This is a genomic window from Mesomycoplasma hyorhinis ATCC 17981 (assembly GCF_000383515.1).
GTDB lineage: Bacteria > Bacillota_I > Bacilli_A > Mycoplasmatales > Metamycoplasmataceae > Mesomycoplasma > Mesomycoplasma hyorhinis.
In genome coordinates this window covers 1-21,262 of sequence record NZ_KB911489.1, presented here as the reverse complement: position 1 = coordinate 21,262, position 21,262 = coordinate 1, and the positions used below count along the sequence as shown (strand labels likewise).

Here is a 21,262-nt window from a genome sequence, read left to right as displayed (position 1 = left end):
AAAATAATAAAAAAAAACTATATAATTCAAACTATGTTAAACCACAATCAAAATGCAATTGAATTTATTCAAATTACTAAGAAGTTTGGAGAATTTGTCGCAAATGACAACATCAACATTAATATCAAGAAAGGTACTATTCACGCCTTAATTGGTGAAAATGGTGCTGGTAAATCAACATTAATGTCGATTTTATTTGGAATTTATACTCCAACCGAAGGTAGTATTAAAATAAATGGAAAAAGTAGCTTTATTCAGAGTCCTAATGAAGCAAAAGATTTAGGAATAGGAATGGTGCATCAACATTTTAAATTAATTGATGCTTATACAAATTTAGAAAACATTATTTTAGGTAGTGAATTTTTAAAAAATAAAATTTTTGTAGACTATGAGTTGGCAAGAATAAAAGTTTCACTACTACAAAATAAATATAATTTACATTTTGATTTAGATCAGAAGACTGGGGATGCAACAGTTTCGACCCAACAAAAAGTCGAAATTATGAAAATGCTTTTCAAGGATTCTGATATTTTAGTATTCGACGAACCAACTGCTGTGTTAAATCCACAAGAAATTGAAGGATTTTTAGACATTCTACGTTTTTTCAAAAATAGTGGAAAAACAATTATCTTCATATCTCATAAATTACATGAAGTAAAATCGGTTGCTAATGAAGCAACAGTTATTAGATTAGGAAAAGTTGTAAAACATTTTCCTACTTTAGATAATGTTCAAATTGATGAATTATCAGAAGCAATGGTTGGTAAAAAAGTTGTAATACCAAAAAATCAAAGTGGAATTTTATCAGAAAAAACAGGCTTTCGGATGACTGATATTTTCGCTAAACAAAACAAAGAAATTTCCAACATTAACATAGAAATTAAAGAAGGAGAAATTCTAGGTATTGCAGGTGTTGAAGGAAATGGTCAAGAAGAAATTGAGCTTGTAATTTCAGGAATTTTAAAGCCAAAAGAAGGAAAAATTGAGATTCTAGACAACTCAGGACAGCTTGTTGATATCACAAATTTTTCAGTAAAAAACAAAAACAAAGCAGGTATTTCACACATTCCAGGTGATAGACATAAATATGCAATTGTGCTCGATTTTACTATTAGAGAAAATGCAATTATTAGAGAACTTTATAATCCAAAATTTCAAAAACTTAGTTTTATAAAAAACAAAGTTTTAAAAAGTTTTTATAAAGAAATTCAAGAAAAATTTGACGTACGTGGAGACGGAAACGGAAATGCACTTGCAAGATCTTTATCTGGTGGAAATCAACAAAAAGCAGTAGTAGGTCGTGAAATCCTTTCAGAGCATAAATTATTAGTTGTTGTTCAACCAACTAGAGGATTAGATGTTGGTGCTATTAACCAGATTTATGACTATCTTTTAGAAGAAAAAAAGAAGAAAAAATGTATTTTATTAATCTCATACGAACTTGATGAAGTTTTTGCACTAGCAGATTCAATTATGGTTATAAATAAAGGTAAACTATCTGAAAAAAGAAGTGCAAAAAGTATGACAAGAGAACAAATAGGAATATTGATGGGAGGTGTGCATAATGACTAATGTTTTTACTAAAATGAAAGAATTTAATTTATCAAAAATAATGAATTTTATTTTCAATAATGAAAGTATTTCAGCAAGAAGAAAAGTTTTTAATTCATTATGGTCTATCTTTTTTGGTCTATTAATTGCTTTTATTTTTATTTCATCAACTGCAAAACCATCCGAAGTAATCCAAGAGATTTTTAATACTGCGTTTTCAGAATTAAAAACTTATGACACTTTATTGTTAGTTGTTATATTTACTTTTGGTGGAATAGCTGTAGGAACAGGATTTAAAGCTGGAATTTTCAATATAGGAATACCTAGTCAAATGATGACGGCTGGTGGAGTGTCGCTACTTATTTTAATTAATTCAGCCAAAATAGGTGAACCAGTTTCACATGGCTTCATTTTCTTAGCATTTTTAGTTGGAATTTTATTTAGTGCATTTATTGGTTTTATTGCTGGTGTTCTTAAAGCATTTTTCAAAATTAACGAAGTTATTTCAACGATTTTACTTAATTGAATAATTTTTTATTTGTTTTATCAAATATTTTCAGCTAAACTATGAAATTTTTATTTAGGTGATGATGTTTCTCAATCAATCACTTTACCTACCTTTACAACTAGCAACAATTTTATAATTATGATGTTGTTTGTGGTGGTAATTTTTGCCACATTAATGTGATTTGTATTCCAAAAAACTACTATTGGATACAAAATCAAAATGTCAGGATTAAATTTAAATGCTTCAAAATATGCCGGAACAAATGAAAAATTCCTTGTTATTTCTTCTCTTTCCTTCTCTGCTTTAATTGCTGGTGTTGCTGGATTTTTATGATACGTGATTTTACAAAAAAATATGTTATTCAGTGCCAGAGCACCGCTAAAAGAAGGTTTTGACACTATTTTAATAGCACTTCTAGCTTATAATTCACCAATTGGTTCTATTTTAGTTTCTCTATTTTATTCAATAATTTTTAGTGGAAGTTCCAATTTACAAAGTATTGATTATAATCTTGATTCAAATTCAATTTCTATCATTTTTGGTATTGTAGTTTACTTATCAGCAATTTCAATTGTATTTACAAAATTTAAACCACTTACCTTCATTTATAAAGCTTATTTATTTATAAAAGCACAGGTATTTTGAAAATCTAAACAAAAAGAACAATGAATTGCTTTCAAAAAAGAAAAAGATAGTAAGTTAAAAACTAGTTCAGAAAAAGGGAAGAATTCAAAACTTTTAGAAGCAAAAGTTCAAATAATTGAAGAAAAAATAAATTATTTAAACAACGAATATAACCAACGAAATCTTGCTTTATTTCCTACTTATCTTCGTTTATTAATTCTTCATTTTAAACATAATTGTTTAAGTAAAAAAATTATTAAACAATCTATTGCACAACACAAATCAGAATGAAAAAAATTGAAAACAGAATTAGAAAATGAGTTTTTAAATAATTATAAAAATATCAAAGCACTAAATTCAACTAAAGATAAAATATCAGATGATGAAACACTTGCTGAATTTAGTAAGATACATCAAAAAAGAAAACAATTAGATGAAAAATTAGATAGTTTAGGTTATAACAAGTTAAAACATCAAAAGCAAAAACATAAAGCTAATATTTTTGTTTTAAACACTTCATTTAAGAAGAATTTAAAAGAGTTTTTAGCTATAGAAGAAGAAAAAGTAATAATTACAATAAACAAAATTAAAGCTAAAATATGTAAAAAATCTAAAAAGGAGGTTGAGTAATATGGTTGAACTAAATCAAATTATAATTTTCTTCTTTTTATTTGTTTCCATTATTTTAATTGCTACATATTCTGGATTTTTTAGTGAAAGAGTTGGAATTGTTAATATAGCAATTGACGGGATGATGATAATAGGAGCTACGTTTTTTGGTTTATTAGCACAATCTTTTAAAACTACTAGTCCAATAATGTCGCTAGTTGTGTTATTGCTAGCTTCATTAATTACGATGTTATTTTCAGCTCTTCATGGACTTATCACTATAAAATTGAAGGGTAATCATATAATTTCGGGAGTAGCTATTAATTTATTAGCTGGATCAATTTCTGTTTTACTTTTAAGATTTACCGGAGCAAATGCACAAAAGTTTCAGTATGATTTACAAGAACTAGCGGCTTCTACAGATAATTCTAATTTTTTAAATATTATTTCTTTAAAAGTAGTTATTACAATTTTGATTTTTGTCTTCATTTTTATAGCATTTAAGTACACAAAATGAGGTCTTAGACTAAAATCAATTGGTGAAAATCCACAAGCTGCAGATGCTGCAGGTATTAATGTTAATTTCTACAAATGACAAGGTGTTTTAATCTCAGGATTTTTAGCAGGAATTGCAGGTAGTATCTGATCACAATATTTAGGTGTAGCTTTTAGTGGAAATGTTAGTGGTTTAGGGTTTATTGCTTTAACGATTTTAATTATGGGAAGATGAAAAGTTGTTTATATAGCAATAGCTTCTATTATATTTTCTTTAATTTATTCAGTTACTACAGTTATAGGTAATGGAAGTGGAATTTTCGAAAGTATTAAAACTTATCAAAATATTTTCTATTTATTACCATATTTAGTAACATTAATAATATTAATATTTACATCAAAAAATACAATTGCTCCAAAAGCAGTCGGTCTTCCTTATGACAAATCATTGAGGTAGAAGATCAAAAACTTTATATTTTTTTTGTTTTTATGGTATATTATGTTTTTAAATTGTACATTTAATTATTAAGTGAGGTGAATTTATGAATTTTAAAAAATCATTATTATTTTTAACAGGAACAATATCAACAGTAGCATCAGTAGCAACCTTTGTTTCTTGTGGAGAAACTGACAAAGAAGGAAAAATAATAAGAATTTTTGATAATTCTTTTGTTAAAGATAGACAAGCAGAAATAGAAAAAGCAAAAAACTTTGACTTTAACACAGTTTTATTAACAGCAGGCGGAACTGTACAAGACAAATCATTTAATCAATCAATTTGAGAAGCTGTTTTAGAGCATTATGATCAAATAGAAAAAACAACTAATCTTGATAGAGTTTCACAAGAGACTAATAATCAATCTGAACTTATTGGTAAGTACAAAAATTTTTTAAATGGAAATAAAAATGTTTGAATTTTAACCGGTTTTCAACAAGGACAAGAATTTCCAAAGTTTTTAAAACAAACCGATTCTAATGGTAAAAAATACAGCGATTTATTAGCAGAAAAAAAAGTCATAATAGTTGCAGTAGATTGAGATTTATCAAAAGAAGATAAAGATTTAATTAAAGCAGGACACTTTATTTCATTACTATATAAAACAGAAGAAGCAGGTTTTATTGCAGGGTATGCGTCGTCTAAATTTTTAGCATATAAATTCCCAAATGATGAAGCAAAAAGAACTATTGCTCCATTTGGTGGTGGACACGGAGCTGGAGTTACTGACTTTATAGCGGGATTTTTAGCAGGAATAGCAAAGTATAACAATGACAATCCAACCGCTAAAGTAACAATTTCAGATAATAATATTAACATTGATACAGGTTTTATTTCTAATGATAAAACAGCTACATTTATTAATGGAATAGTAAATAAATCTTCACTTGTTTTACCAGTGGCAGGTTCATTAACTAGCTCAGTGGTTGATGCAATAAAAAAATCAAATAAAGACACAAAATACTTAATAGGTGTAGACACAGATCAATCAAAAATTTTTTCCCCTGCTACAGTCTTTTTCACATCAATAGAAAAACATTTAGGAAGAACCATTTACGAAGTCTTAACTGATATTTGACTAAAAAAAGAAGATTCTAAATTTTTAGGTTCATTTAGATCATTCAAGTTAACAAATCCAGCAAACGCTACAGTTTATAAAGGAATTTCAGATGATTTCGTTGGTGTTTCTAATTCTACAGTTGCAGATGCAGATAAAGTAAAAGCACAAGAATTTTTAAATGAAGCTACAGCAGATTTTAAAAAACAAATTCAAGCCAATCCAACAAATTACAAAAGTGTTTTAGGTATTCCTACAATGTTAATTAATGATAATGATGCAAAAGATAATGAAAAAGCTTTAAACGAATTAATTAAAAAAATTAACGGAACAACTACTACAACAGCATAATATCTATTCATAGATAGAAATTCAACAATAATTTAAAAACAACACCCAAATCAAGGTGTTGTTTTTAATTCGAAATATTACAAAAATAATATAATTATTTAATATGTCAATAGCAATAATAGCAGAATATAATCCTTTTCATAATGGTCATATTTATCAACTAAATTATGTTAAAAAACATTTTCCAAATGAAAAAATTGTTGTAATCTTAAGCGGAAAATATACTCAAAGAGGTGAGTTGGCAGTAGCTGATTTTGAAACTAGAAAACAATTTGCTTTAAAATTTGGAGCAGATGAAGTTATAAAATTACCTTTTAAATATGCAACTCAAGCCGCTCATATTTTTGCTCAAGGGGCTATAGAAATTGTTGCAGAAAATAAAATAGATAAATTAATTTTCGGCTCTGAATCAAATAATATTGATCAAATGTATTTTTTAGCTACTACAATTAAAGATAATTTTGAAAAGTATAATCAACTCATAAAAATGTTTTTAAAACAAGGAAATTCTTTTCCAAATGCTTCAGCACTAGCTCTTAAGGAATTAACAGGTTCACTTATTACTTTACCTAATGATATTTTAGGTTTTGAATATGTTAAAGCCATTGTTTTTAATAATTATAGTATTAAGGCTCACTGTCTAAAAAGAACTATTAATTTTCACTCAGAAACACCAGAAGATCATTTTGCTTCTGCATCTTATTTACGTAAATTAATCTATAAAAATGAAGACATTTCACAATATAGCCCTATGAAATTTATTTCTACTCCTGACAGAATCGAAAATCACTATCCACAGTTTCAAAAAATAGTTAGAGAAAAATCTTCTGAAGAATTAGCTCAATTCCATTTAGTTTCTGAAGGAATCCAAAATCTTTTTAAAAAACATATTAACGCTCCTGATTTTGATTCGTTTATTAACAGAGTTAATTCTAAACGATATACAAGTAGTAGAATTAAAAGAATAATGTTGTACATTTTATTGCAGATTACAAATCCTGATGAAATTGAAGTTTAATTTAAATTTCTTCATTTATAATATAAAAATATGAAAAGTTCTAAGAAGAAAATTACCATCATTTCTTCAGCATTATTAGCTTCATCTATCATTACTATTTCTACAACTTTAGGAATAATTTATTCTAAGCCCAAAATACAAGACCAAAAGCAAAATTTAAATATTTATAATGATAATTGTTTGCTTCCACAAGATAATAAAAAAAGCAAAGATAATAAAGCAAAAGATTCTTCAGATGATAAAAAAATCAATATTTCTGACAATGAAAACGATAATCAAAACTTACAAAACAAATCATTAAATATTATTCCTAAAATCATAAAGATTCAGCAACCAGAAAACAAGATATCCATTGATGACAAATCTCTTCACCTAACTACTGAAAAAACAGAAACAAAAATTAAAACAAAAATTATAGTACACTCGGCGATTTAGATAAAAATCTAAACAAAAACATAACAGTTTCTCAAAACTTAAAAATTAATAAAGAAAATAAAGAAAAATCCTCAGAAGAGCCTTCACAGAACTCTCGACTTAATAATATTTCTGGACAATTAAATTCACAAGATAAACCACAAAATAATTTAAAAGATAAAAATCAGAATGAAAATACAGAAACAAGCCAAACCCACAAATCTAATAAAACGTCTGATCATCCAAAAACAGATATTCATTTAAAAAACACAGATTTCAATTCTTCACATAATCAAACAAATTCATCTTTTCAAAAAAAGAAAATAGCACTAAATCCCAAGATGTTATCCAAGAAAATCCTAACCAAAATGAAGAAAAAACAAGCAAAAAAGTAATTTTTACAGAACCAAATAAAAATCATATTTCTTTAGTTGAAACTAAAACAAAAGAAGATAAAAACAAAGACGAAGTTATAAAAATAAGTACGAATACAGAAACAATTTCAAAAGATACAATTAATTTAAATAAATAAGATGTAGAAATTTCACAAAATAGTACTGAAAAAATGCAGAACGAAATTGAAAAACCAATTTCTAATTCTATTTCACATACATCAATGCCTTTTGCTTCTATCGATAAAAATAATCCAATAGAAGAAAACATGAAGAATTTTTTCGAAGGCAAAAATATCGTTTCGATAACAAATCTAAATGATCAAAATGAAGTAGTTCAAAATCATAATCAAGATAATTTAATTAAAAAATTAGAAATAAGATTTGAAAATAATTTTACAAAAATATATGATGTTGAATTTTTTAAAACAGAAAACAATCTTGTAGAATATAAAATAAAAAACAATAATAATGAACTTTTATATATTGCTTTCGTTGTCAAAATGAAAATTCAGTTCAATTAGATTTAGGTGATTTATCCACGCTTAATTTATATTCAGATAGTTATAATGGTTTGCTATCAGCTAATAATACTGATCTTAAAAAATTATTTTTAGAAAAATCTTTTAACGAAACAAAAATTAAAGCAAAAGAAATTATTTCTAATATTTTTAATTTTTATGTTAATTCAGTAAATATTACTGATGATCAAAAACGAAGATTAGCTACAAAAATAAAAGAAAATAAAGAAAAATTAGTATTTATTCTTTCATATTTAAATAGATGATTTAACTTTAATATAAATAGGTGAAATTTTAAAAATTGACTTTTATTTTCAAATTGATTTAATAAAAATAAAAAAGTTTTAATACTAGATTATTTAATAGATTTACCTAATGATTTTAAACAATATCTTCCACATTGATATCCTTCTAGATATTATAAAAACAAAATACAAGGTGTAGTTGATAAAGATACTTATAAGTCAAAGAATATAATTACTTTTTTGATGAGAATTTTAAATCATTAGTAAATAAAACATATTTTGAAGTCATAGAAAATCAGTTAAATATTTCTTCATTAGCCGCAAATACTTGATTTAAAAATACAACCAAAGCCTACATAGTTGAAGAAAATTCAAAATATGATGATTTAAAAAAATTACAAGAATCTAATGATGAAAGCAAAGTAAACAAAATTTGATTTAAGTTAAAAAATCACCCAAATTACAAAGCCTGAATTCCCGTTTTACTTACCTTACCAGAGCAAACTGTTTACATAATTTCAACTATAAATTCTTTATCTGTGGGTATGTATGAAAGCTATATAAATTTAAAAAATCATTCAAAAATAAAGGAATTAGAAGAAAAAATCCAGCAAATAGCTACAGCTCAAAGAAGTTGGTCTGATTTTTGATCTAGGATAATTTCTAATGAATCAAAAATGAAATTATTTAGAACTACATTAATAGTAGATGGATTTAATTTGGTTGATCAAAAACAGAAAAATAGATGATTAAATCCAAGAGAAGATTATGATATTGCTTCATACTATAATTTTTTTGGTCCTTTAATAGACTATTACTCAAATTCACAAGGACATAGAGGAGAAGTTCAAGCTTATTATGGAGAAACACAAGATATTGTCCATTTTCAAAACGCTAGAATACTAACAGATTTTGGTTGAGCAACATATTCACACGAACTTACTCACGCTTATGATAGAACAATTTTATTTGAAAATCATCAAAGACGATTAGACCTTGAACCTGAACTATTTGCAAGAGGTTTATTTGAATCAACTTATGAAGCAAATCAAGATTTTTTGGTATTAATACAATCAAAGATTATTCCAATATTAAAGATAAAGAAATAATAGGAACTAAATATAATAGACAAACAAAATGAAATATCAAGTTAAGAAACACAACCCCATACCAATTTAAATCAGAACAAGATTTACAAAATTACTTTAAAAATATTTTTGATTTAGTTTATTTACTTGAAGCTACACAAGCAAAAGCACTGATTCAATTAACACAAAATAAGCCAGAAAGAGCTGTTGATTTTTTAGCCAAAATTACAACAGATTCAAGTGGTCAAAATAACATACAAAAACTAAATAAAGAAGAAATAAAAAGGTTGAATTTAAATTCTATAAATGATTTTGTAGATAATGATTTAATAATTTTTACGCCCACAAACACTTTAAAATATGGTATTCAAAGGAAAGATTGATACTACCAAATTCCAATGTTTAAAGCCTTTTGAGCTACAGCAGAGAATAAAACAGGTTCGCCAGGTGATTACTCTTTTAGAAGAATTGCTTTTGAACTACTTGCAGCTTTTGGTTATCAAAAAGGAATGCCACCCTATGTTTCAAATATGATGTTAGAGCCTGGTAAAAACAGACTCACATACGATGAAGTGTTTCAAAAAATTTTCAAGCTCAATAATGTAGATTATAAATACAAAACTTTTAAAGATTTTAAAAAAGCTATGTATAAAGAAGTTTTAGCTAAGCAAGATAAACTTAAAAAAATTAATGATTTTAATTATGAATATACAAAATTCCAGGGAAGTTCAAAAATAGAAACACCTTCATTTTACTTTAAAAATGTAGATAAAATTGTAGAAGAAATACTAAAAGAGATTTTCATAATTCACATTCTTTAAAACAAGGTTATGATGATAATACAGAAATTTTTGCTTTTATAAAAGCTATGATTAATATTTATAAATGAAGTACAAAAGATTTTACAGAAAGCATTTTTACTTAGTAAATCCTATAAAAAAGAAGCAAAATAAAACCAGAAGAAAGTATTCTTCTGGTTTTACAATAATTATATTATTTGCTGTAGAACTCAACAATTAGAGATTCTTTAATTTCTGGATTTAATTCTTTTCTTTCTGGTAATCTTTCAAATGTTGCTTTAAATTTATCTTTTTCTAATTTAATTCATTCAGCTGTTCTGTTTTTTTCAAGAGCTTCAAGAATTTGAACATTTTTTCTAATTTTTCCTTCTTTTTTAGTTGTTAACTCAATTTTATCTCCAACAGAAAGAATCATTGAAGGAATATTAGCTTTTTTACCATTTAATAAAAAATGACCGTGATTTACTAATTGTCTTGCTTGTCTTCTTGTTTCAGCAAATCCTGCTCTATAAACTATGTTATCTAATCTAGATTCTAATGTTTGTAAGAAAACTGTACCTGCAACTCCGTGTTTTTTAGTAGCTTTTTTGAAAGTATTTCTAAATTGTCTTTCATTAATTCCATACATAAAACGAACTTTTTGTTTTTCGTATAAGTGTAATCCATAGTCAGATAATTTAGTTTTTCTTTGTCCATGTTGACCTGGAGCATATTTTCTTTGTTTTCCTTTAACAAACTCTTTTCCAGTTTCTAAAATTGAAAACCCATATCTTCTTGATTTTTTAAATACAGGACCTGTATAACGTGACATAATTTTTCTCCTTTTATAATAATTTTTTCATTAATAAAAAGGAAAATGATTCTTTATTTGAATTTTAAATTTAATGTTTTCGGATAACAGCATTCTTACTCACAAATTTAAAGCAAATTTAAAATTTTAAAATAAATACCATTTCGCTGTTTAAATAATGTTTAAATATTTTAATAAAAATTCTATATTTTCCAAGGAAAAAAAGAAAATTTTGTGAAAAAATCAAGAAAAATTCTCCAACAAAAGAAGCAAAAACAAAAATTAATTTATAATTTAAAGAATATGTCATTTTTTAAAAGATTAAAAGAAAAAATTTTTGGTCGTTCTAAGACAGATGAAGAAAAACAATTAGACGAAATTACAAAGCAAAAGAAGGAAGTTGAAAAGCAAAAACAAGAACTTAAAGAAGAAAAAATAGATAAATATGTTGCTGGATTAACAAAAGCGAATATTTCACTTTCTGAACAATTAATTGAATTACAAAGATCAAAACTTAAAGTAGATGAAGAATATTTTGAACAATTAGAAGAAATTTTAATAATGTCAGATATTTCTCCTTTTTTTGTTGATGTAATTATCGATGAGCTTAAAAAGGAAGTAAAAAAACAAAATATTTCTGATTCTAAACTCATTAACGAGTTAATTGCAGATAAAATGTACACCATTTATGCAAATAGGTCTATAATTAATACTCATTTAAATATTAAAGATGGAAGGTTAAACATTATTTTAATGATTGGTGTTAATGGTTCAGGAAAAACAACATCAATTTCCAAAATAGCAAATCAATTGAAAAAAGAAGGTAAAAAAATTCTCATTGCAGCTGGAGATACCTTTAGAGCAGCAGCTGTTGAACAATTAGAAATCTGGGCAAATCGTGTTGGGGCAGATATACTAAAACCAAATCCAAATGAATTTGATCCAGGTTCTGTTGTTTATCGAGCAATAGAAAAAGCTGAAAGCGAAAACTACGATGTTTTAATCATCGATACAGCTGGAAGACTTCAAAATAAAGTGAATTTAATGAATGAACTCAAAAAAGTTAATAAAGTAATTCAAAATAAATATCCAGATGCACCTCATGAGTCTCTATTAGTTTTAGATGCAACAACAGGTCAAAATGGAATATCACAAGCAAAACATTTCAAAGAAGCAACACCTGTTTCTGGAATAGTTTTAACAAAAATGGATGGTACCTCAAAAGGAGGAATCATTTTCTCAATTAAAGACGAATTAGATATGGATGTTAAATTAATAGGTTTGGGCGAAAAAATGGATGATCTACAAGAATTTAATTTAGATAACTTTATTTATGCACTAACCAAAGATTTAATTAAAGAATATGAACAACAATAAAGAACTTGCTTTACTTGAAAAAAAGGAATATTGACTAAATTTATTTAAAAAATATTCTTTTTTATTAACTCAAAATCAAAAGCAAGTTTTTCATTTATATTTTGTAGAAGATCTTTCATTAAATGAAGTAGCTATTGAATTAGCAGTTACTAGATCTGCTGTTTTTGATACATTAAAAAAGACAAAAATAAAATTAGAAGAAATTTATAAAAAACATCAAAATTAAAGGAGATAAATGGCAAAAATTAGTTTTTTCGCACTTGGTGGACAAGATGAAAATGGAAAAAATTCATATGTTTTGGAAATTGATAATTCGATTTTTTTAATTAACACAGGAGCTAAAATTCCACTTAGTAATTCATTAGGAATAGACACTGTTATTCCTGATTTTACTTATATTGAAGAAAATTATTCAAGGGTTAAAGGAATTTTTCTAACAGATGTGAAAAATGAATCTTTTTCGGCACTTCCTTGATTAATTATGAAAGTTCCTAAAATTAAAATTTATTGTTCTTCATTTACAAAAGCTTTAATTTTAGAAAGACTAACAAAATATAAAATAAGTAATAATCAATATGAAATTGTTTCACTTACAAAAAAAATCAAAATAGATGATGATGTTTTTGTCAAACCCATTCAATTAGCTGGATCAATTCCTGGAATTTATGGTTATAACTTCGAAACAGAAGATGGACTAATTTTATTTTTATCTAATTTTATTGTTGGAAATTTAGGAATTTACGGAAATACTAATTTAAATTATTTAAAAAGATCATTAGAATCAAGTAAACCAATTTTGATGGCTATGATTGACTCAACAAGAGCTAATTATCCAGGTAAAACAATAGATAAAATTTTTGCTAAAAAGTTTTTAGAAAAAACATTTTTAACAACAAAATCCACTTCAAGAATAATTGTCGGAGCATACGATGAAGAGATGCTTTCAATTCAAGAAATCCTTGATTTAGCTTACAAATACAAACGTAAAGTTGCTGTATATGGTAGAAATTATGACAATCTTTTAGAAATGAATCAACGATTAGCACAAAAACAAAATCTTGAAATACATTATCCAGAATTTTTTGATTTCAGGCAAGCTAATAAAATCGATAATTCTGTAATCTTAATTACATCAACACCTGAGCGAATTTACCAAAGATTTTTTAGAATTTTAGAAAAAGATGATGTCTTTTTTAAGCTTAAAAAAACAGATTCTGTTATTATGTTAGCTCCACCTATTAACGGAATGGAAGTATTACATTCTCGAGTTTTAGATGAAATTGCAAAAGTAGCAAAACAATTAGTTGATATTACTGAAACCCAATTTTATAGAACAAGACCATCAGAAGAAGATATTTTTGAAGTTTTAAAAGCTTTAAAACCAAAGTTTTTTATTCCAATCCAAGGTTTATATAGATATTTAGTAGTCGCTGGAAAAACAGCAGAACGTGCTGGCATTAATCGAGAAAATATCATAATTTTACAAAATAGAAAAGTTGCTTTTTTTCTTGATGGACAACTAATTTCACAAAAACATTCTATTAAGAACGCTGGTGAAGTTATAGTAGATGGTTTTGGAGTTGGAGATATTTCAACAGAGGTTATCAAAGAAAGAGAAGCACTTTCAAGAGATGGAACTATTGTAGTTTGTGCTTTATTAGATACTAAATCCAAACGTTTAATTTCTGAGTTAATTATTAATTCATACGGAATTTTAACTAAAGAAAATAAAGAAAAAGTAAGCAAAATTATTCACGAAGTTGTTTATACTCACTTCTCAGCTGTTTCAAAAACAAGACTAAGTGATAATCAAGTAAAAGAAGTACAAGAAAAAATTCAAAAAAGTATTAAAAGAAAAATTTTTAAAGCTATTGATAAAGAACCTGTAATTATTGTTGCTTTTTATGAAAATTATTAATTCTAATTTTGCTTTGATTGCTACAAAAATAGTAATAATCTTAGTTTTTTTATTTTTATTTGTTAGTGAATTTATTGATGTTAATGGAGTAAGTACTTTAAGTGATTATTTATTTGGAGTTGTCTTTGGTTGATATACTCCGATGATTTATTTGATTGTAATTTTTATAACTTTTAAATACAAAACTACCTTGATTTTTACAGCTGTTCAATGAAAATCTAAAGATATTTTCTTTTTGATTTTTCTTTTTTTAATAATTAATTGAATAAGCATTTATTTTCAATATTTTTTAACAATGAAGGATTTTGACCCTAAATTTTTAGCCAAAAATTCAATTATAACTTGATGGAATTTATTTACTTCATCCAATAATGATTATCATCCTTTTGTTTGAAATGCAGGTTTTTTATCTTTTTTAAGCTTTGCTATATTTGGTGCTATATTTACACAATATGGTATAATTTCAATATCTTTTTTATTACTAGTTTTATGACTAATCTACTTTGGCTATAAACTAATTTCCAATTTAAAAAAGTCAACAAAATTAACAAAAAATAACAATATACAAAGGAGAAAAACTTCAATTTAGAAAGAAAAAAGAAGCAAAACTTTGTTTTTCCTAAAGATGAAAGTTATAAAAATGCAATTAGAAAAATTACTTTGAAAAGATGCTCAAAATAAAATTGAAAAAGGTGTTGTTTTATTAGAATTTTATGTAACATGATGTGGAGATTGCAAAATGATGGCTCCAGTTATGGAAAATTTATCAAATTATTATAAAGACAATCCAAACGTACAAATAATTAAAGTAGACGCAGAAGAATCTGGTTTATTTAGAAAACAAGGAACAAGATTTGAAGTACTAAAAGTTCCAACACAATTAGTTTTAAAAGATGGAGAAATTTTATTCAAAAATTTTGAATACTGCCCAAAAGAAAAATTAATTCAAGAAGTAGACAAAGCTTTAGCAAAATAGTATGCATTCAATAAAAGTTAAGACAGCACAATATTTAAAATATATTATTGAACTTTACATCAAAACAGGTCAGCCAGTTGGTTCAAAAAATCTTAAGAAATTTTACAACTTAGATCATGCGCCGTCTTCTATTAGAAATGCGATGCTTTTCCTTGAAAAAGAAGGTTTTTTAGAAAAATCTCATGCCTCCAGTGGAAGAATTCCTACTCTTAAAGGTTATGAATATTATGCTAAATTTTTAGCAAATGATACTAATAATGATTTACAGCAAAAATTAGAAGATATTTTTGCAAAACGTAGGACTTCAATAGACGAAACTGTTTCTGAAGCAGTTAAAATTATTTCTGATATTGCAAATATTACTTTAGTAACAACAACAAATAATACTAATGAAAAATTAATGTCAATCCATTTAACTATTATTAGTGATTCATCAGGTGTTGTTGTTTTAGTAACATCAAGTGGGAAAGTTGAAAATAAAGTTATTCACTTTAATGAAACCATTTCAAAAAATGATGTGCAAATTGCGATCAGAATTTTTAAAGAACGACTTTTAGGTATCTCTATTAGTCAAATTGCAACAACATTGCAAATTTTAAGTCCAATTTTATCTCAAGAAATCAAAAATACAGATGGATTACTAAAGCATTTTGTTGAAAATATTTTTAATTTTCAAATGCAACATACTTCACAAATATATAATAAAAATTCTTTAATTTTAAACAAAGATATTTCAAGACAAAAATTAATTGATATCTTAGAAATAATAGAAAAAAATTCAATTTGAGAGTTTTTAGAAAAGCTTCATCCAGAAGACAAGCAAGAAACTTTAAAGATTAACATAGAATCACAAGAAACATCTTTTATTTCAAAAAAATTTCCACAATCTTCTAACTTAAAGGAACTAAGTATTGTTGGTTCAACAAAGAAAATGAATTATTCTGCGATACTTACCGGAATAAAATTATTAGAAGATTTTTTAAATAATAAAGATACCAAATTATTAAATAGTAAAGAAAGCAAAGACAAACAAAAAGAACCAAAAATCCAAAAAGTATAAAGGAGTATTATGTTTAAGAAAAAAAGTAAATTTAGTGAAGAAGAATTAATTCAAGAAAGAAATTCTATATCTTTAGAAGAAGAGCAAAAAGAATTAGAAGAAGCAGAAACAGTTGTAGAGGATTTAGAAAAAGAAGCAGCTAAATTAAAAGAAATTGAAAAAGAGATACAAAAAACTATAAAAGAAGCAAAAGCTTCAGAAAAAAAAGAAAATTCGCAATCTGTTGAAGAAGTCAAAGAAGAAACTTTAGAAGATGTCAAAAAGAAAAATGAAGAACTTATTAGTCAATTACAGGCTTTAGAATCTAAAGTTATTAGATTAGAAACACAAGCAAAATTTGCAGAATTCGAATTTAAAAACAAGATCCAACAACTAGAATCCAAAAGTTCTTTAAAAGTAAAAGAAATAAAAGAAGAAGTACATAAAAAAATGGAAGAAGAAAAAGAAAATATCAAGAAATTTTCTTTACAAAAATTTTTAGAAAGCTTTATTTCTCCTTTTTCTAATTTAAAGTCAGCCATTGATTTTGGAAGTGATGCAGATAATGCTGCCGTTTCTAATTATGTCAAAGGCTTTGCAATGTTGTATAGACAATTAGAAAAGGTTTTAGAATCTTTTGGTTTAGAAAAAATTGAACCAAAAAAAGGTGCTGAATTTGATTCACATTTTCACAGTGTTTATCATGTAGAAGATATTTCAAATAATGAAACTATTATTGAAGTAAAATCTATAGGTTATAAACTACATGATAGAGTAATTAAACCTGCGCTTGTAGTGGTGGGTAAAAAATAATGCAAATAGATGAGCAGATCAAGCAAGTGCTTCAAAAAATAATCAATAATTTCGGTTACGAAGCCAATGTTGTTCTTACACCTTCAAAATCACACGCTGATTATTCAACAAATTTAGCAATGGTAGTTGCAAGTAAGTATAAATTAGATGTTATAGATTTTGCAACTAAAGTAGTAGAACAAATAGACAAAGACAAATTATTTCTTACTAAAATAGAAGTTGTAAAACCAGGTTTTATAAACTTTTTTGTTTCTAATACATCTTATGCGAATATAGTAAATAACATCATTTTAGAAGGTGAAAATTTTGCCAATTTAAAGCAAAATAAAGTCTATAACGTAGAATTTGTCTCAGCAAATCCAACAGGTTATTTACACTTAGGGCACGTTAGAAGTGCTGCTATTGGTGCGACTTTAGCAAATGTTTTAGAACATGCTGGAAACAAAGTAATTCGTGAATATTACATCAATGACAATGGAGTGCAAATTGATAATTTAGCCAAATCTTTATTTGCACGTTATCAACAAATTTTTAATCCTAATTTTGCAATGCCTGAAGATGGATATTTTGGCCAAGATATAATTTGAGCTGCGCAACAAGTTTTTGATTTAGTAAAAGATAAATATCAACAAAAAAGCCTTGAAAATGAAGGAGTTTTGAGTTTTTTTAAAGAAACAGGAACTAAAATTTTTCTTGAAGAAATTAAAAAAGATTTAGCACAAATAGGCATTCATTTTGACGTTTTTTCTTCAGAAAAAAAGCTTTATCAAGACAAAAAGATTGATAATTTATTAAGTTCATTAAAACATACTTACAAAAAAGACGATGCACTTTGATTAGAAACAACAAAATTCGGTGATGATAAAGACAGAGTCTTAATTAAACAAGATGGTACTTATACATACTTTACTCCTGATATTACTTATCATTTGCAAAAACTTCAAAGCAATAATCCAGATAAACTAATAAATGTTTGAGGTGCAGATCACATTGGTTATGTTCAGAGAATGAAGTCAGCTTTATCCATTTTAGGTTATCCAAACAAAGTAGATTTTCTTATTTATCAACTAGTAAAATTAATAAAAAACAACCAAGAACTTAAAATGTCAAAAAGACGCGGGACTTCTTTTACTTTAAAAGATTTATTAGAACTTTGTTCCAAAGATGCAATTCGTTATTTTATGATTAATAGAAGCGAAAATACTAATTTAGATTTTGATTTAGACCAAGCAAACCAAATTTCTGATCAAAATCCAGTTTATATTATTCAATATTCTTATGCCAGAATTGCTCAATTACTTTTAAAATCAGAGATCAAAGAATATCAAGCTACTTCTTTTTTTGAAGAAAATGAAATAAAATTAATAAATATTTTGAAGGAATTTAACGAAATTATTGCAACAATTACAAAAAATTATAAAATTAACTTATTAAATCAATACTTACTTAATTTAGCAAAAACTTTCAATTCTTTTTATTCAAATTCAAAAATAATTGGAAATCCAAATGAAAAAAACTTGTTAGCATTAGTAAAAGCTACAGGAATTGTTCTTAAAATTGGACTTAAATTAATAGGTGTGAGTATAAAGGAAAGGATGTAATATGAAAACTTTAATTACAGCTGCAATAGAAGCTTTAAAATTAAATTCACAATTAAGTTTTAATGATTTATTTAATTCAATACTTAAAGATTTCTTACCAAAATGGAAGGAAGAATTACCTAATTTAAGTTTTGATGAAATTTTAATTAGAAAAAAAGGCGAATTATATAAACTTCTAACTGTGGATGGCAACTTTACCATGGTAGGAGATAATGTTTGAAAATTAAGACATAACTTTGTTAATCATTAATTTTCGCAAACAAAAATGAAGGAGATGCTATGAAAAAATTAGTAAATGCTAAAGAAATTTTACAAAAGGCACATAAAAACGGATACGCTGTTCCACACATTAATATTAATAATTTAGAATGAGTAAAAGTAATTCTTACAACTTGTCAAAAAATGAACTCACCTGTTATTTTAGGAATTTCAGAAGGTGCACTTAAATACATGGGAGGAGTTAAAACAGTTTTCAATTTAGTAACTAACCTAATGGATTTTTTAAAAATCACAATTCCAGTTGTTTTACACGTTGATCATGGAACAGTTGAAACTTGTTTAGCTGCTATTAAAACAGGATTTACATCTGTTATGTATGATGGATCTCATGAAAGTTTTGAAGTTAATCTTAAAAATACAAAAAAAGTTATTGCTGCAGCTTCTAAAAAAGATGTTTCTGTTGAAGCAGAAGTTGGTTCTATTGGTGGAGAAGAAGATGGTGTTATTGGTTTAGGTGAAATTGCTTCAGAAGAAGAAGCTTTAAAAATGAAGGAAGCTGGTGTTACAATGTTAGCTGCTGGTATAGGAAATATACATGGACTTTATCCTCCTAATTGAAAATCTTTAGACTTTGATACATTAAAAAATCTTTCTTTTGTTACACAATTACCACTAGTTCTTCATGGTGGCTCTGGAATTCCAACTGATCAAATTCAAGAAGCAATTAAGTTAGGAATTTCAAAAATTAACATAAATACAGAATTGCAGCTTGCAAACGCAAAAGGAATTACAGAATTTATTGTCTCTGGTGAAGTAAAAAAAGGTAAAAATTACGATCCAAGAAAAATGTATGCACCAGGAATTAAATTAATGGAAGAAACCATTGAAAAGAAAATTTTAGAATTCGGTTCAAAAGATAAAGCATAATTTTGTGTATAAGCAATATTTTTTATAAAAAAAGGAATTAAAAGTGTTTAAAAAGAATAACAAAAGTCAAAATTATCAACCCAATTTTCCACAACCAACTAATAATCAACCATATCCATCTCAGCAATATCCTCAAGGTCAATATCCACAACAATCCTATCCTCCGCAATACGCTCCACAGAGTCCATATCCAACTAATTATGGACAATTTCCAAATGGATTAGACAATGAAAACAGAATAAAAAACATAGAAAAAGAAGTAAAAAAAATTTTCGGTTCAGAAACTAGAATTCTTCTTTGACAAATGATTATTTCTTTAATTTGCTTGGCTTTTCTTGGTTTTGTTATTGTTACAAGATTTTTAGAAACAAAATATCCAAGTGAAGCAGTGAACAAATTTTTTTCTAATAATCAATACAGTCAGTGATTTTTAATCTTTCCAATTGTTTTAGCTATTTTATTTTTATTTAGTTTTGTAAAAAGCGCAATTGATCGTGGTTCTACTAAGAAAGCTATAAAAATATTTAAAGATCAATTAATGGCAAATTCAAGTGTTTTCACAATGCCTGGAACATTGCCAAATATTGTTAAAAAACTTACTTTAAAACAAGTAACTAGAAGTTGAATTGCTGCATATTTTGTCACTGCTGGTTTAATTTTTGCATCTGTGTTGTTTTTCTTAAGCACTGTTCAAATAAAAGAACCAACTTCTAATACAGAACAAATTCTTCAAGGAATACAAAAAATAGTTTCAGAATTTTTAACAAAACATTTTAAAAATCCTCAATTGGTTGGAATTTTAATGTATGTTGCTGTTGGTACTGTGTTTGTTCTAGGATTAATAAATTACTTAGTAATTAGAAAAAGACTAGCAAATATAGATGCTGTGTTTGGTCAAGTCTACAGAAGAGAAATTGACATTGACCGTATAAGATCTAAAAGGCATTTTATTTGTTTTGTTGTTTATTTTGTTTTAATTTTATTCCCAGTTGTAATTGTTGTGCTTTTACTAAGAAAAAGAAGAGCAAAAAAATAAAATATTAAAAAACAAACAAAAAGAGCCATTTATGTGAGCAGATCCCCTTTTCCTAGAAAAATAGAAAAGGGGATTTTTTATGAAATATTCATTAGAATTTAAATTAGAATGTGTAAAAAAATACAAAAAAGGAATTGAAATTAAAAAGCCTGATTTTGCTAATACAAGTCAAAAAAATTTTTTAAATCAAGTAAATTTTTGAGAAAAAATTTATGACAAATTAGGTGTTGAAGGTCTTAAGAAAAAACCACGAAATAAAAAGTGAACTATAGATCAAAGATTAAACATAGTTAAAAGATTTTTAGCTGGTGAACCAATTGTTAAAATTTCACTTGAAAATAATCTTAATCCAAGTCAAATATCTTTTTGAGCGAAAAAATATTTAGAATCGGGAATT

Annotated in this window: 22 protein-coding genes and 1 pseudogene; 22 read left to right on the top strand and 1 reads right to left on the bottom strand. The window is 26.0% G+C overall.

What is annotated here, in order from left to right; all coding sequences use genetic code 4:
• The first annotated feature begins 33 nt into the window (after positions 1-33).
• The 10 genes from F801_RS0101675 (at position 34) to F801_RS04480 (ending at position 10,190) form a co-directional block, all read left to right on the top strand.
• On the top strand, positions 34-1,572 hold the full coding sequence (locus tag F801_RS0101675; RefSeq protein ID WP_020104548.1) for an ABC transporter ATP-binding protein: 1,539 nt from the start codon (positions 34-36) through the stop codon (positions 1,570-1,572).
• Entirely contained in the window at positions 1,565-3,313 is a 1,749-nt protein-coding gene (locus tag F801_RS0101670) for an ABC transporter permease (RefSeq protein WP_020104547.1), read from the top strand. Before F801_RS0101675 ends, F801_RS0101670 begins: the two co-directional genes overlap by 8 nt.
• A gap of 1 nt (position 3,314) precedes the next feature.
• Positions 3,315-4,244 (top strand): ABC transporter permease, encoded by a 930-nt coding sequence (locus F801_RS0101665; protein WP_014335364.1) that lies wholly within the window; start codon positions 3,315-3,317, stop codon positions 4,242-4,244.
• A gap of 85 nt (positions 4,245-4,329) precedes the next feature.
• On the top strand, positions 4,330-5,691 hold the full coding sequence (locus tag F801_RS0101660) for a BMP family ABC transporter substrate-binding protein (RefSeq protein ID WP_020104546.1): 1,362 nt from the start codon (positions 4,330-4,332) through the stop codon (positions 5,689-5,691).
• Positions 5,692-5,794: 103 nt separating this feature from the next.
• On the top strand, positions 5,795-6,709 hold the full coding sequence (locus tag F801_RS0101655; protein ID WP_014335366.1) for a nucleotidyltransferase: 915 nt from the start codon (positions 5,795-5,797) through the stop codon (positions 6,707-6,709).
• A gap of 30 nt (positions 6,710-6,739) precedes the next feature.
• Positions 6,740-7,144, top strand: coding sequence for a hypothetical protein (locus F801_RS0101650; protein ID WP_014335367.1), 405 nt, complete (start codon positions 6,740-6,742; stop codon positions 7,142-7,144).
• Positions 7,145-7,688: 544 nt separating this feature from the next.
• Positions 7,689-8,039 (top strand): hypothetical protein, encoded by a 351-nt coding sequence (locus F801_RS0101640; protein ID WP_020104545.1) that lies wholly within the window; start codon positions 7,689-7,691, stop codon positions 8,037-8,039.
• Between the two features lie 50 nt (positions 8,040-8,089).
• Positions 8,090-8,545, top strand: coding sequence for a ZmpA/ZmpB/ZmpC family metallo-endopeptidase (locus F801_RS0101635; protein WP_020104544.1), 456 nt, complete (start codon positions 8,090-8,092; stop codon positions 8,543-8,545).
• Positions 8,542-9,390, top strand: coding sequence for a ZmpA/ZmpB/ZmpC family metallo-endopeptidase (locus F801_RS04485; RefSeq protein WP_318023986.1), 849 nt, complete (start codon positions 8,542-8,544; stop codon positions 9,388-9,390). The genes F801_RS0101635 and F801_RS04485 overlap by 4 nt, the downstream gene beginning before the upstream one ends.
• Positions 9,291-10,190, top strand: a complete 900-nt coding sequence (locus F801_RS04480) for a ZmpA/ZmpB/ZmpC family metallo-endopeptidase (protein ID WP_308701783.1) — start codon at positions 9,291-9,293, stop codon at positions 10,188-10,190. The genes F801_RS04485 and F801_RS04480 overlap by 100 nt, the downstream gene beginning before the upstream one ends.
• A 172-nt stretch (positions 10,191-10,362) precedes the next feature.
• On the opposite strand, the gene rpsD is transcribed toward F801_RS04480, so the two are convergent.
• The gene (rpsD, locus tag F801_RS0101615) at positions 10,363-10,980 is read right to left on the bottom strand and encodes a 30S ribosomal protein S4 (protein WP_020104540.1); all 618 of its coding nucleotides are present in this window, start codon (positions 10,978-10,980) and stop codon (positions 10,363-10,365) included.
• A gap of 213 nt (positions 10,981-11,193) precedes the next feature.
• On the opposite strand from rpsD, the gene ftsY reads away from it, so the two are divergent.
• From ftsY to F801_RS0101555, 12 genes and pseudogenes are all read left to right on the top strand, one after another.
• Entirely contained in the window at positions 11,194-12,336 is a 1,143-nt protein-coding gene (ftsY, locus tag F801_RS0101610; RefSeq protein ID WP_013301921.1) for a signal recognition particle-docking protein FtsY, read from the top strand.
• A complete protein-coding gene (locus F801_RS0101605; protein WP_014335370.1) occupies positions 12,323-12,562 on the top strand; it encodes a sigma factor-like helix-turn-helix DNA-binding protein in 240 nt (79 codons plus the stop codon). Before ftsY ends, F801_RS0101605 begins: the two co-directional genes overlap by 14 nt.
• Positions 12,563-12,571: 9 nt before the next feature.
• Positions 12,572-14,254, top strand: a complete 1,683-nt coding sequence (locus F801_RS0101600) for a ribonuclease J (protein WP_014335371.1) — start codon at positions 12,572-12,574, stop codon at positions 14,252-14,254.
• Positions 14,241-14,843: a hypothetical protein gene (locus F801_RS0101595; RefSeq protein WP_015084009.1), complete on the top strand. Its 603-nt coding sequence runs from the start codon at positions 14,241-14,243 to the stop codon at positions 14,841-14,843. Before F801_RS0101600 ends, F801_RS0101595 begins: the two co-directional genes overlap by 14 nt.
• Positions 14,844-14,894: 51 nt before the next feature.
• A complete protein-coding gene (locus F801_RS0101590) occupies positions 14,895-15,230 on the top strand; it encodes a thioredoxin family protein (protein ID WP_015084010.1) in 336 nt (111 codons plus the stop codon).
• A gap of 1 nt (position 15,231) precedes the next feature.
• The gene (hrcA, locus tag F801_RS0101585) at positions 15,232-16,290 is read left to right on the top strand and encodes a heat-inducible transcriptional repressor HrcA (protein ID WP_013301923.1); all 1,059 of its coding nucleotides are present in this window, start codon (positions 15,232-15,234) and stop codon (positions 16,288-16,290) included.
• Between the two features lie 9 nt (positions 16,291-16,299).
• A complete protein-coding gene (locus F801_RS0101580) occupies positions 16,300-17,082 on the top strand; it encodes a nucleotide exchange factor GrpE (protein WP_013301924.1) in 783 nt (260 codons plus the stop codon).
• Complete coding sequence (gene argS, locus F801_RS0101575; protein WP_020104538.1) at positions 17,082-18,683, top strand: arginine--tRNA ligase; 1,602 nt, start codon at positions 17,082-17,084, stop codon at positions 18,681-18,683. Before F801_RS0101580 ends, argS begins: the two co-directional genes overlap by 1 nt.
• 1 nt (position 18,684) lies before the next feature.
• Positions 18,685-18,933 (top strand): DNA-directed RNA polymerase subunit delta, encoded by a 249-nt coding sequence (locus F801_RS0101570; RefSeq protein WP_013301926.1) that lies wholly within the window; start codon positions 18,685-18,687, stop codon positions 18,931-18,933.
• Positions 18,934-18,962: 29 nt separating this feature from the next.
• Positions 18,963-19,829 carry a class II fructose-1,6-bisphosphate aldolase gene (fba, locus tag F801_RS0101565; RefSeq protein ID WP_014335375.1) on the top strand — a complete coding sequence of 289 codons (867 nt, stop codon included), beginning with the start codon at positions 18,963-18,965 and terminating at the stop codon, positions 19,827-19,829.
• Between the two features lie 43 nt (positions 19,830-19,872).
• On the top strand, positions 19,873-20,865 hold the full coding sequence (locus F801_RS0101560; protein ID WP_020104537.1) for an MSC_0882 family membrane protein: 993 nt from the start codon (positions 19,873-19,875) through the stop codon (positions 20,863-20,865).
• A gap of 79 nt (positions 20,866-20,944) precedes the next feature.
• Positions 20,945-21,262: pseudogene (locus F801_RS0101555) on the top strand (IS3 family transposase); the annotation flags it as partial.